This window comes from Micromonospora sp. NPDC051296, from assembly GCF_040682255.1.
Lineage (GTDB): Bacteria > Actinomycetota > Actinomycetes > Mycobacteriales > Micromonosporaceae > Micromonospora > Micromonospora craterilacus.
Window position 1 is genome coordinate 1 of the sequence record NZ_JBFBAO010000216.1, and the last position, 12,026, is coordinate 12,026.

The window sequence follows — 12,026 nt, forward strand, 5'->3', positions numbered from 1 at the left end:
GTGGCCACCAGCAGCACCATGACCAGGGTCAGGAAGAGCCCGAGGCGACGCAGCGACGGCATCTTCACCAGCACCACCAGCCAGGCGGCGACACCCGGCCGCCGTGCTGACCCGGCGCTCGCGGCCGACGCGCTCACCATCCCGCCCTGCCCGCTGACCCCGCGTGAGCTGGAGACGCTGCGGCTGGCCGGAGACGGCGTGCCGGTCGCGGTGATCGCCCGCCAGACGCACCTGTCGGCGGGCACGGTGCGCAACTACCTCGCGCTGGCGGTGCAGAAGCTGGGGACGACCACGCGGGCCGAGGCCCGGCGGATCGCCCGGGACAACGGCTGGTTGTGACGGTTCGTCCCCGACCGCCGGGCGTGCCACTGGTACGCCCCGGTCCGGGCCGTACGGTCGGTGCCGCCTTCCTTAGAAGTAGATAGGAGGATTGTTCGGACTCATCCCGGTCCGCGTGATTACTGTCGGCGACAGGCGATCACCGCACGACGGGAGAGAGGACCCACCATGCGAGTGCCCAGCCGAAGCCCGGGACATCGGTCCGGTCCTCCCGTCACCCCGGCCCGGCGTCGCCCGCGGAATTCTGGACACCCGTCGGCGACGGTCGGGCCCGACCTGAACGCCTACCGCGACGCCGTGGCCGAGCTGCTGGTCGAGGTGGGCGCCCTCGCCGGGGCGAGCAGTACGAAGGCCCGCCAGGTGCTGATCGACCAGCGACTGCGGGAGCCGGCCATCGCCGCGGTGCTCGACGCCACCGCCCAGGGGTTGATCGGCGCCCGCGAGACCCTGTTGCTGGAGATGGCCCGGTACCAGCCCAACGCGCGCAGCTCCGCCGGCGACCTGGCCGCGCTCGTGCGCATTTACCTGCTGTCCCGCATCGACGTGATGTGGTGGCGCGATTCGGCCGCCTTCCTCACCGACCCCGAGGTCCACCACAGCACCGAACTGGTCGACCTGGAGTGGCTGCGGCGCCGTGACCTGCTGCGGTTCCGCTACACCGAGCAGCCCCGGACCGTCGTCGGCCGGGGCGTACGGGCGCTGCGCCGCCGGGTGCTGCCGGACGCCACGCCGCATACCGCCGGGCTGCTGTTCCGCCGGGCCCGCCGCGAGGTGGTCGCCCTGCTCAACGACATCGGCCGCGAGTTCGCCGCCGCCACCCCGGCGGGCACCCCGCCACTGTGGGTGACCAGCCTGGTCCGCAGTGCCGAGCACCAGTACCGGTTGCGCCGCCTCGGGTACGCCGCGATGGTGCCGAGTGGTCACTGTCTGGGCTGGGCGGCGGACATCGAGATGGACTGGTTCGGCCGCTTCGGCGTCCGGGACACCCTGGCCGGGCTCCTGCTGACCCGGCAACGGACCGGCGAGCTCAACGTGGTCGACGAGGGGCAGGCCTGGCACATCTGTGCCGCACCGTCGGCGGCCCTGCGCCTGCGTCGGGCGTACGAGGCCGAGATGGGGGTCTGAACCTTGTGCGGCATCGTGCTCAGCCTCGGCCCGGAAGCCGACCCGGCGATTTTCCGGCGGATGCTCACCCGGCTCGTCCCGCGCGGCGAGGTCACCGAGACCCGGTACGAGACCGGCCTGTTCGCCGGCACCCGGCGGCTGCGGGTGGTGGACCGCAACCGTGCGGTGCAGCCCTGGCTCTCCGCCGACGAGCGCTGGCTGCTCTGTTACAACGGCGAGGTCTTCAACCATCACGAGCTGCGCGCGGAGCTGAGCGCCCTGGGCCACCGGTTCCGAAGCCTCAGCGACACCGAGGTGGTGCTCGCCGCGTTCGAGCGCTGGGGCGAGCGGATGGTGACCCGGCTGCGCGGCGAGTACGCCTTCGCCATCGTGGAACGGGCCACCGGCCGCGCGTACCTGGTGCGGGACCCGCTCGGAGTGAAGCCGCTGTACTGGTCGCGGACCCCGGGGTGCCTGCACATCGCCAGCGAGATCAAGGCGCTGGTCCGGGCGGGCGCGCCGGTGGTCGAGGTGCCGCCGGGGCACCACGGCTGGGCCGAGGCCGACCGGCGGGTCCAGCTGCGACCGTACGTGGACCTGCTCTCCCTCGGCGCGGGACTGCCGGTGGTGGCGGACCCGGACGAGGCCGCCCTGCTCGTCCGTACCGCCCTCACCGACAGCATCCGGGTGCGGCTGGACACCGACCTCACCGTGGGTGTGGTGCTCTCCGGCGGCCTGGACAGCTCGCTGGCGCTGCTGCACGCGGCGCAGCTGCACCCGGACTGCGTCGCGGTCACCGTCGGCGCGCCGGACAGTCCCGACCTGGCGTACGCCCGGCGGCTGGCGAAGGACCTCGGCGTGCCGCACGAGGTGATCGAGCTTCGCCCGCGCGACATCCGGCTGGCCGACATCCGGGAGGCGATCCGGATCTCCGAGCTGACCGAGTACGGCGACATCATCAACGCGGTGGTCTCGGTGCCGATCTTCCGTCGGCTGCGCGAGCTGGGGATCAAGGTCGTGCTCACCGGTGACGGCTCGGACGAGCTGTTCGGCGGCTACCCGATGTACCACCAGGTCGGTCCGGAGGCGTCCCGTCGCCTCTTCCTGCACAAGATCCGTAACCTCTGCCGTACCGAGTTGCAGCGGGTCGACCGGACCAGCATGGGCTTCGGGGTGGAGGCCCGGGTGCCGTTCCTCGACCTGGCCCTGGTCGAGCTGGCGATGCGGCTGCCGATCGAGCTGAAGATGCGGGACGGCCAGGAGAAGTGGATCGTCCGGCGGGCCTTCGCCGACCTGCTGCCCGACTACATCCGGCGGCGGCCGAAGAACCCGATGTCGTACTCCTCCGGGCTGCACGAGCGGGCCCGGCTGTACAAGCCGCTCTTCGCCCGGCTGCACCGCTCCTTCGGGTACGACCTGCTGGAGCCGGTACGCCGCGACTTCGACAGCGTGCTGATGCGCTGCGGCAACGACCTGGACGCCGCGATCGCCGCCGGCCGGGCGAGGCCGGACTACACCGTGCTGGAACACGCCCGCGACCTGGTGGGCGCGGCACGTTGGAACGCCGCCCCGATGGTGCGCCGGCTGGTCACGCCGCGCCGCAACGGGGGCGACGAGGCGCCGCTGCCGGGCTGAACCGAAATGTCGGGGCAGCCTTCAGTCTTCGCCGTCGGGCGGGTTGAGGGCGGCGGTACGGATCCGGCTGACGAGCTGCTCCAGCGCGGCCACCTCGGCGCGCAGCGCCGCACGGCCCTCGCGGGTCAGCCGTAGCCAGGTCACCGGCCGGCGGCCCTCGTAACCCTTGCTCACCTGGAGCAGCCCGGCCTGCTCCAGGATCCGCAGGTGCCGGTTGAGATTGCCGTCGGTCAGGCCGAGCTCGTCGCGCAGCGTGGCGAACCGGCACTCGTATGCCTCGCTGAGCACGGTGAGGATGCCCAACCGCACCCGCTGGTGCACGACGTCGTCGAGGACCGTCGCCGGGTGCGGCGGCTGCCCGGTCGCCTCCGGCCGGCCGGTCCGGGGTTCAGTCACGTGCGGCGCGGCGCGCCGCGGCCAGGTTGACGGCGGCGACGACCAGCAGCGGAAGGGCCATCAGGACAAGATAGTGCCCGGGGCGTAGCGACAACTGGCCGCCGAACTCGGTGCCGCCGGTCATCGCGGTGAACCAGCCGGGCAGGTAACCGAGCGGGAACGTCGTGCACAGCCAGGCGGTGAGCAGGGCGATCCACCCGCCCGCGGCGACCAGGCCACGGCTGCGTTCGGCCCGGCCCAGTACGACGACCGCTGCGGCGAGCGGCAGAAACGGGGTCAGCAACCCACCCCAGTGCGGGCCGTTGGGAAGGGTGAGCCCGGCCGGAACCGGCCCGGTGGGCACCGCCGCGAACACGGCCAACAGCACCAGCACACCGAGCCCGGTGGCCGCGACCAGCGGCCACGCCACCCGTACGCCGTAGCGGCGGGCCCGCCAGGCATACCAGAGCGCCATGCCGGTGAACAGCATCGGCGTGCCGACGAACCAGAAGACGTACGACGCCACCGGGCTGACCTGTTCGTCGGGCAGCCCGGCCCAGAACGGATAATCGGCATCGATCGAGTTGGTCTGGCTCAGCGGATAGCGGTAGAGCGCCATGCTCGCCAGCAGCAGGACGGCGACGCCCAGCGCCGGCAGCCAGGCGCCGCCGTGGGTCCGTCGGTGCGTTCGTCTGCGCAGCTGCTCAAGTGCGGCGAGGGTCTCCGCTGCCTCTCCGGCGGCACCCCGATCCATCCGGTACTCCCAACTCTGCGGCAGCGATAACTTTGCAAAGCAAAGCCTATGCCTCGGTGAATCCCTGGAGCAAGGCCGAATTCCGTGCGGGCCAGTCAGCGGGGGCGGTCGCCACCGCCGAGGCGAGGCCGACCGGCGCCCCGGCCGGGATCGCGGCGATGAACAGCAGGCAGGCCACGAGGGCGGCGCGGTACAGCACCGGGTCGGCGGGTCGGTGCACCGCCGGCGGCATGAAGTGGCCGGTGGCCGGCCGGTCCCGCCGCCACCAGAAGTATCAGAGCAGCACCGTGGTGACCGCGAGTGCGGCCAGTTGGGGCAGCCACGTCGAAGACCCCGGCTGCGGCGGTCAGTTCGGCGAGCATGACCACGGTGCCGAGGACGAGCGGCAGCGGCAGGATCCGCGCGAGGGCATCGGTTCGACCGGACCGGATTCGAGATCTTGGAAAGTTCACGTTCCGCGCGAACGGGTACTGTCCAAGATCTGATCAGGGCGTCCTGTTATATGGGACGGCCGGTGGCGGGCGGGGTGGCGCGGGGGTGGGGCGGGGTCCGTTGGAACGGCTGGGGCCCGGTCACCTCCGCGAGGGGAGGGGACCGGGCCCGGTGGGTGTGGGTGCTACCAGCTCAGGTAGCTGGGCTGGGTCTGGACGTTCAACTCGCGGTAGCGGACCAGCTTGGCCGTCCAGGTCCGCCAGTCGTTGAGTTCGAGCACGTCCAACCCCTTCTGGATGTCGGAGGAGTAGATGTGCCCGTTGTAGTAGTAGGCCGACCAGGAGCCGCCCACGATCAGCTGGGTGTCCGACAGCGGGCCGCGCTCCCAGAAGCCGATCTCCGTCGGCCGGCGGGAGTCGGTGAAGTCCCACACCGACACACCGCCCTGGTACCAGGCCTGGACCATGATGTCCTTGCCGAGCACCGGGATCAGCGAGCCGTTGTGCGCGACGCAGTTCTCGGTGTCCCCGTTGGTCCGCGGGATCTTGAAGTAGCTGCGGAACTCCAGCTTCTGCTTGTCGCCGCGGCCGGTGATGTCGTAGATGGCGTTGGCGCCGCGGTTCGGCCCCACGTCCTCGTTGCAGGTGGCGCCGCCGCCACCGCCCAGCTCGTCGGTGAAGACGACCTTGGTGCCGCGGTTGTTGAAGGTGGCCGAGTGCCAGAACGCGAAGTTGGTCGTGTCCCGCACCGTGTGGATCACCCGCGGCGCCTCCCGCTTGCTGATGTCCAGCAGGATCCCGTCGCCCATGCAGGCGCCGGCGGCGAGATCCTTCTCCGGGTAGGCGGTGATGTCGTGACACCCACTGGTCGCCGAGCCGCCCGGACGGCCCTCGTAGCCACCGTCCGGGAAGAGGCTCGGCGTGGCGACCACGGCGGCGTCGGTCGGCTTCTTCAGCGGCACCTTGACGATGCTGATCGAGTCGTGCGGCGGCAGGCAGTCCGGGAAGGTGTCCTGCGGGCTGTACGAGGAGACGTACAGGTAGACCGATTTCTTGTCCTTCGCCGGCACCAGGGTGTGGGTGTGCGAGCCGCAGGCGGTCTCGACCGACTTGATGTAGCGGGGATTCTTCGGGTTCTTGACGTCGAAGATCTTGATGCCCTCCCACGACTCCTTGATCGTCGCGGGCTGGGAGACGCTGTCGCAGGAGTCGTCGCTGCGTGACGCGTCGGTGGACAGGAAGAGCAGGTCGCCGTGGATGGAGACGTCGTTCTGCGCCCCCGGGCAGAGCACCTGCGACACGATCTGCGGCTTGCTGGGCTTGGCGATGTCGTAGATGACGAAGCCGTTGTAGTTGCCGACGTAGGCGTACTTGCCCTGGAAGGCGATGTCGGTGCCGAGCGCCGCGGTGGTGTCGAACGGCGCCAGCTTCGGCAGGTTGGCGATCTGCCGGAGGTTGGGGCTGCTGGAGATCTCGTCGACTTCGAGGGGGGCCTGGACGGCCGCGGCGGATTCGGTGGCCGCCCGCGAGGCCGTCTGTGCGTTGCCGGGTGGTGCTGCCGCGATGCTGGCGAGGAGGAGCCCGGTGGCGGCGACACTGACGATGCGCAGTTGCCGCCTCCGTGGCAGGGCCATTTTGACCATCGGCGACGCCCTTCGAGAGGGGAATGACGACGTTCGGTACCCTACTCGCCACCGACATCCATCGATGTGATCTGGATCACATTGAATCTCCGGCTGGCCCCCGCTGATCGGCGGTCGTGGCCACCGGTCCGGCCGGCACGTACGCTGAGTGACCGTGAACCGCATGGTCCTCGGCCGCCCGCTACGCAGCGTCGCCTTCGACGTGCTCGTCGCCGGCGCGGTCGCGCTGTTCGGCGTGGCTGCCGTGGCCGCCCAGCCCGGTGGCTGGTGGTCCACCGCGATCGGGTTGGGGATGGCGGTGGCCCTCCTGTTCCGCCGGGTCCGGCCGGTGGCCGTGACCGCCGTCGTGGCGGTGCTCGCGCTCACCCAGGTCGCCCTCGGCTGGGGGCCGATGCCGTACGACGTGGCGGTGCTGATCACCCTCTACAGCGTGGTCAAGTACGCCGACCGCCTGCGCGACGGCGTGATCGCCGGGGTCGTCGCCGCGATCGGGGTGGTGCTCGCCGCGCTGCAGACCCCGGCGCAGGTCGCCTGGTACTTCACCGCCGTCTACTACGGTCTGGTCACCGGGGCGGTCTGGCTGGTAGCGCTGAACGTGCGGACCCGCCGGCTGTACGTGCTCAGTCTGGAGGAACGCGCCGCCACCCTGGAACGTGAACGTGAGGCCGAAGCGCGGGCCGCGGTCGCCGGGGAGCGCACCCGCATCGCCCGTGAGCTGCACGACGTGGTGGCACACAGCATGGCGGTGATGATCGTCCAGGCCGACGGGGCCCGGTTCATGTTCGACCGCGACCCGGAGACGGCCCGGGCGGCGGTGAAGGTGGTCGCCGACACCGGCCGGCAGGCGCTGGAGGAGATGCGCCGGCTGGTCGGCGTGCTGCGGGAGGACGTACCGCCGCAGCCGGCCCCCGCCGCGACGGACCCGGCGGTGATCGCCGACCCGCAGCACCGCCGGCCGGCGGTGGCCGAACTGCCCGCCCTGCTGGACCGGTTCCGTGCCGCGGGCCTGCGGATCCGGCACTCCGCCGTGGGCGACCCGCCAGCGCTGCCGCCCGGCCTGGAGCTGACCGTCTACCGGGTGGTGCAGGAGGGGCTCACCAACGCGCTCAAGCACGCCGGGGTCGGTGCCGCCGTCGAGGTCGTCCTGCGCCACGACGCCGACGCCGTCGTGGTTCGGGTGGTCGACGACGGCCACGGCCGCCCGCCGGTGCCCCCGGCTCCGTCCGGCGGTCACGGTCTGGTCGGCATGCGGGAGCGGGTCGGTGTGTACGACGGCAGCCTGCACGCCGGTCCGAGGCTCGCCGGGGGCTGGCAGGTCGAAGCCCGGCTGCCGCTACCGTCGTCCCCGGGGACGGAGGTGGTCACGGTATGACGGTGCGCGTGGTGATCGTGGACGACCAGGCGCTGGTGCGCGCAGGATTCCGGATGGTGCTGGACTCCCAGCCCGACCTCGAAGTGGTCGGCGAAGCCATCGACGGCGCCGACGCGCTGCGGGTGCTCGACCGGGTCGAGGCCGACGTGGTGGTGATGGACGTCCGGATGCCCACCATGGACGGGGTGGAGGCGACCCGCCGGCTCTGCGCCGGGCGGCCACCCGGGCCGCCCCGGGTGCTGGTGCTGACCACCTTCGACACCGAGGCCGACGCCTTCGCCGCGCTCCAGGCCGGAGCCAGCGGCTTCCTGCTCAAGAACGTCCCGCCGGAGGAGTTGCTGGCCGCGATCCGGGTGGTCGCGCAGGGCGACTCGGTGGTCGCCCCGTCGATCACCCGCCGGCTGCTCGACCGGTTCGCCGGCCAGCTCGGTCCCGGGCCCACCGAGGACCCCCGGCTGGGCCAGCTCACCGAGCGGGAGCGGGAGATCCTGCTGCTGGTGGCGCAGGGGCTGTCCAACGCCGAGATCGCCGCGCGGGTGCACGTGGCCGAGGCGACGGTGAAGACCCACGTCGGGCGGGTGCTGGCCAAACTCCAGCTCCGCGACCGGGTGCAGGCCGTGGTGCTGGCGTACGAGAGCGGGCTGGTCACGCCCGGCGGCTGAGCGGCACTACGACCTGGGTCGTACGGGTTCCCCCGGCCGGGGGCGACCCGGGGCGGACGAAGGTCGAGCGTCCAGGTGGAGATCAACTGACCGGTACCGGCCATAGCGTCGGAGAGGTCAGATCGCCGTCTCCACGGGGAGCACCCACGTGTCCGTCGCACCTCCCGCGCACGCCACCGCCGGCGTCGCGGTCACCGCCCGCGGCCTCGCCAAGCGGTACGGCATCGTGCTGCCGCTGGCCATCGCCGGCCGGCGGCCGGATCCGGCCTGGCTGCGTCAGGTGGTCGCCGCGGTGGGGCTGACCGACCGGCTGCGGCACCGGCCCGCCGAGCTCTCCGGCGGCCAGCAGCAGCGGGTCGCGGTGGCCCGTGCCCTGATCACCAAACCGTGGGTGATCTTCGCCGACGAGCCCACCGGGAATCTCGACTCCCGTTCCGGCGCCGAGGTGCTTCGGCTGCTCCGCGAGGCCGTCGACACGCTCGGCCAGACCGTGATCATGGTGACCCACGACCCGCTGGCCGCCGGGCACGCCGACCGGGTGGTCTTCCTCGCCGACGGGCGGCGCGTCAGAGAGCTGGCCGCACCCACCGCCGAGCAGATCCTGGACACCCTCGCCCGTCTCGATCCGGCCCGGCGTACCGGCGACGTGGCGGTGACCCGGTGATCCGGCTGATCCTGCGGACGCTGCGGGCCGACGCGGTGCGCCTGCTGCTCTCCTCGCTCGCGATCGTGCTGGGTGTCGCGTTCATCGCCGGCACCCTGACCTTCGTCGACGGCATGCGGGCCGGAGCGTACGAACGGGCCGGCACCTTCGACCGGCACACCGACGTGGACGTGTACGGCGAGACCGGCCCGATCCCACCCGGGTTGGTCGACCGGGTCCGCGCGGTCGACGGGGTGGCCGCCGCGGCCGGGGAACTGGTCGGCACCGCTGGCGTGGTCGGCGCGGACGGCCGGCCGGTGCTCGGGTTCGCGGTGCTGGCCGCCATCCCCACCGAGGACGCCCTGCGCTCGTACGACGTGGTGGCCGGCCGGCTGCCCGACCGTCCCGGGGAGCTGGTGCTCGACGCGCCGACCGCAGCCGAGGAGGGCTTCACCCTCGGCACGGCGGTACGCGTCGGCGGCACCGAGGGCGCGGCCCGCCCTTACACGCTGGTCGGCACCGTCGACGTCGCCGGCACCTCGCGGGACATCGGCGGCCCGTTCATCGGCCTGGTCGGCCCGGACGCCCTCGCGGTGACCGGCGAGCCGGGCTACGCGCGAGTCATGGTCGCCGCCCGCCCCGGAGTGTCCGAGGTGGAGCTGGCCGGGCGGGTGGCCGCGGCGACCGGTGACGGGGTGAGCGTGCGGACCCGGCAGCAGATCCTCGATGCCGCGGTCGACGACGCGGTACGCGACCTGAGGCAGTTCACCATGGTGCTGCTGACCTTCGCCGGGGTGGCGGTCGTGGTGGCCGGCTTCGTCATCGCCAACACCTTCGCCATCCTGCTCGCCCAACGCACCTGGCGCACCGCGCTGTTGCGACTGGTCGGCGCGACCCGGGGCCAGGTGTTCCGCGCCGCGCTGCTGGAGTCCACCCTGCTCGGCCTGGTCGCGTCCGGGCTCGGCGTGCTGCTCGGGGTGGCCCTGGCCGGCGGCCTGACCCAGCTGATGGCGCGGCTGGACGCGCCGATCCCCGGCGGCCTCGCCGTCAGCGCGCCCACGGTGCTGCTCGGCGTGGCGCTGGGTACCGCGATCACCGTCGGCGCGGCGCTGCTGCCCGCCTGGCGGGGCACCCGGGTCGCCCCGGTCGCCGCCCTGACCGACGCGGCGGTGCTGCCCAGCGGGCGGGCCGGCCGGTTGCGGCTGGGTCTGGGCGCGGTGGTCTTCGCCGCCGGTGTCGCCGCGCTGGCCGGCGCCGCGCCCACTGGGCAGGTGGTGCTGGTCGCGGCCGGTGGCGTGCTGGCCTTCTTCGGCATCGTGCTGTTCGGCCCGTTGCTGGTCCCGGCGCTGGTCCGGCTGTTCGGATGGCCGGTGCGGCGGGTCTTCGGGGCCACCGCCGCCCTGGCCGTGGCCAACGCGGTGCGCAACCCGCGCCGGGTGGCCGCCACCGCCACCGCGCTGGTGATCGGCATCGGCCTGGTCTCGGCCTTCGTGGTCGGTGCCGGCAGCACGAAGGAGGGCATCGAGCGCAGCGTGGACGCGCAGATCGGCGTCGACTTCCTGGTCACCGGGATCGGCGCGGACCTGCCGGCTGGTCTGGCCGACGAGCTGCGCGCCCGACCCGAGCTCGGGGTGGTGCACGAGCAACGCGGTGCGGTCGCCGACGGGGTGCGGGTCCGGGCCGCCCATCCGGCCCTGGTCGGCCGGACCCTCACCGAGGTGGTTGCCGGGGATCCGGGCCGGCTGGGCCCGGGCACCGCGCTGGTGCACCGGGAACTCGCCGACCAGAACGGCTGGACGGTCGGCTCGACGGTCACCGTGCGCGGGCGGGCGCTGCTTGTGGTCGCGGTGGTCGCCGACGGCGCCGCGGCGCAGGCCGCCGGGCCGGTGCCGGCCGGGCACGTCATCGACGTGGTGGACGCCGACTTCACCGCCATCTTTCCGGACCAGCGTGGCTACCTGGCCGAGGTCGACCCGGCCGACGGGGTCACTGCCGAGCAGGCCCGTACGGCTGTGGAGCAGGTCGTCGCCCGGTATCCGACGGTCAACCTGATGGACCAGGCCGGGTACAAGAAAATGCTCACCAGCACGGTCGACATGCTGCTGGCGTTCGTCACCGCGCTGCTCGGGCTGGCCGTGGTGATCGCGCTGGTCGGGGTGGCGAACACGCTGAGTCTGTCGGTGCTGGAGCGGACCCGGGAGAACGCCGTGCTCCGCGCGGTGGGGCTGACCCGGGGTCGGATGCGGGCGATGCTGGCCTTCGAGGCGGTGCTGATGGCGCTGGTCGGTGCGGTGCTCGGGATCTGTCTCGGCGCCGGGGTGAGCGCGTCCGCCATGGCCCTGCTCGGCCGCATCGGCGGGGACTTCCGGGTCGTGCTGCCGATCGGCCAGCTCGGGCTGATCCTCGGTGTGGCGGTGGTGGCCGCGCTGGCCGCGTCCGTTGTACCGGCCCGCCGGGCGCTGGCCCGCCCGGTGGTCGAGGCGCTCGCCGATCAATGAGCCGGTGGCTGTTTTTCCTAGAGGCGTTCGACGGTGCGGCCGGTGCAGCGGTTGCGGGTGTCGAAGACGTAGCGGGCGTGCCGCGCCACCAGGTCGTAGTCGAACACGTCGTGGTCGGTGACCACCACCACGGCGTCGGCCTCGCGAACCTCACGCTCGGTCAGGTCCACCGTCAGCACCCCGGCGGGAAGGTGGTGCGGCTCGGCGTACGGCTCCACCGCACGGACCTCGGCGCCGAGGTCCGCCAACCGCCGGGCCACGTCGACGGCCGGCGAGTCGCGCATGTCCCCGGTGTTGCGCTTGTACGCCAGACCGAGCAGCAGCAGCCGGGCGCCGCTGACCGTCCGTCCGGACCGGTTCAACCCCGCCATCACCCGCTGCGCCACGTGCTCGGGCATCTCGTGGTTGACGTCGTTGGCCAGCTCGATGAACCGGAACTGCCGGCCGAGGCGGCGTTTGACCTGCCAGGACAGGTAGCAGGGGTCGATCGGCAGGCAGTGCCCGCCGACGCCGGGGCCCGGACGGAACGACATGAAGCCGAAGGGCTTGGTCTCCGCCGCCTCGATCGCC

12 protein-coding genes and 1 pseudogene are annotated in these 12,026 nt (G+C 72.6%); 8 read left to right on the forward strand and 5 right to left on the reverse strand.

From position 1 onward, the window contains the following. Positions 1-210: 210 nt before the first annotated feature. From AB0M52_RS21540 to AB0M52_RS21550, 3 genes are all read left to right on the forward strand, one after another. On the forward strand, positions 211-339 hold the full coding sequence (locus AB0M52_RS21540) for a LuxR C-terminal-related transcriptional regulator (protein ID WP_363956425.1): 129 nt from the start codon (positions 211-213) through the stop codon (positions 337-339). Positions 340-507: 168 nt separating this feature from the next. Further along, positions 508-1,464: a DUF5715 family protein gene (locus AB0M52_RS21545; protein ID WP_363956390.1), complete on the forward strand. Its 957-nt coding sequence runs from the start codon at positions 508-510 to the stop codon at positions 1,462-1,464. A gap of 3 nt (positions 1,465-1,467) precedes the next feature. Then, a complete protein-coding gene (locus AB0M52_RS21550) occupies positions 1,468-3,078 on the forward strand; it encodes an asparagine synthase-related protein (RefSeq protein WP_363956393.1) in 1,611 nt (536 codons plus the stop codon). Positions 3,079-3,099: 21 nt separating this feature from the next. Here AB0M52_RS21550 and AB0M52_RS21555 read toward each other — a convergent pair whose 3' ends face one another. The 3 genes from AB0M52_RS21555 to AB0M52_RS21565 are packed head-to-tail and all read right to left on the reverse strand — an operon-like array spanning position 3,100 to position 4,427. Continuing rightward, positions 3,100-3,474: a transcriptional regulator gene (locus AB0M52_RS21555; protein ID WP_363956396.1), complete on the reverse strand. Its 375-nt coding sequence runs from the start codon at positions 3,472-3,474 to the stop codon at positions 3,100-3,102. Next, entirely contained in the window at positions 3,467-4,207 is a 741-nt protein-coding gene (locus AB0M52_RS21560; RefSeq protein ID WP_363956399.1) for a hypothetical protein, read from the reverse strand. The genes AB0M52_RS21555 and AB0M52_RS21560 overlap by 8 nt, the downstream gene beginning before the upstream one ends. A 46-nt stretch (positions 4,208-4,253) precedes the next feature. Continuing rightward, on the reverse strand, positions 4,254-4,427 hold the full coding sequence (locus tag AB0M52_RS21565) for a hypothetical protein (RefSeq protein ID WP_363956402.1): 174 nt from the start codon (positions 4,425-4,427) through the stop codon (positions 4,254-4,256). A 10-nt stretch (positions 4,428-4,437) separates the two neighbouring features. On the opposite strand from AB0M52_RS21565, the gene AB0M52_RS21570 reads away from it, so the two are divergent. Next, positions 4,438-4,692, forward strand: coding sequence for a hypothetical protein (locus AB0M52_RS21570; RefSeq protein ID WP_363956405.1), 255 nt, complete (start codon positions 4,438-4,440; stop codon positions 4,690-4,692). Between the two features lie 131 nt (positions 4,693-4,823). Here the strand turns inward: AB0M52_RS21570 and AB0M52_RS21575 are convergent, their stop codons facing one another. Further along, the gene (locus tag AB0M52_RS21575) at positions 4,824-6,281 is read right to left on the reverse strand and encodes a hypothetical protein (protein WP_363956408.1); all 1,458 of its coding nucleotides are present in this window, start codon (positions 6,279-6,281) and stop codon (positions 4,824-4,826) included. A gap of 148 nt (positions 6,282-6,429) precedes the next feature. On the opposite strand from AB0M52_RS21575, the gene AB0M52_RS21580 reads away from it, so the two are divergent. From AB0M52_RS21580 to AB0M52_RS21595, 4 genes and pseudogenes are all read left to right on the forward strand, one after another. After that, entirely contained in the window at positions 6,430-7,653 is a 1,224-nt protein-coding gene (locus AB0M52_RS21580; protein WP_363956411.1) for a histidine kinase, read from the forward strand. After that, positions 7,650-8,315, forward strand: a complete 666-nt coding sequence (locus tag AB0M52_RS21585; RefSeq protein ID WP_363956414.1) for a response regulator transcription factor — start codon at positions 7,650-7,652, stop codon at positions 8,313-8,315. The genes AB0M52_RS21580 and AB0M52_RS21585 overlap by 4 nt, the downstream gene beginning before the upstream one ends. A 223-nt stretch (positions 8,316-8,538) precedes the next feature. Continuing rightward, positions 8,539-8,979 (forward strand): annotated as a pseudogene (locus AB0M52_RS21590) (ABC transporter ATP-binding protein); the annotation flags it as partial. Next, on the forward strand, positions 8,976-11,456 hold the full coding sequence (locus AB0M52_RS21595) for an FtsX-like permease family protein (RefSeq protein WP_363956417.1): 2,481 nt from the start codon (positions 8,976-8,978) through the stop codon (positions 11,454-11,456). The pseudogene AB0M52_RS21590 and the gene AB0M52_RS21595, both read left to right, overlap by 4 nt. Before the next feature lie 17 nt (positions 11,457-11,473). Here AB0M52_RS21595 and AB0M52_RS21600 read toward each other — a convergent pair. Further along, positions 11,474-12,026 (reverse strand): UDP binding domain-containing protein (locus tag AB0M52_RS21600; RefSeq protein ID WP_363956422.1); only part of this gene is annotated, 553 nt, incomplete at its 5' end.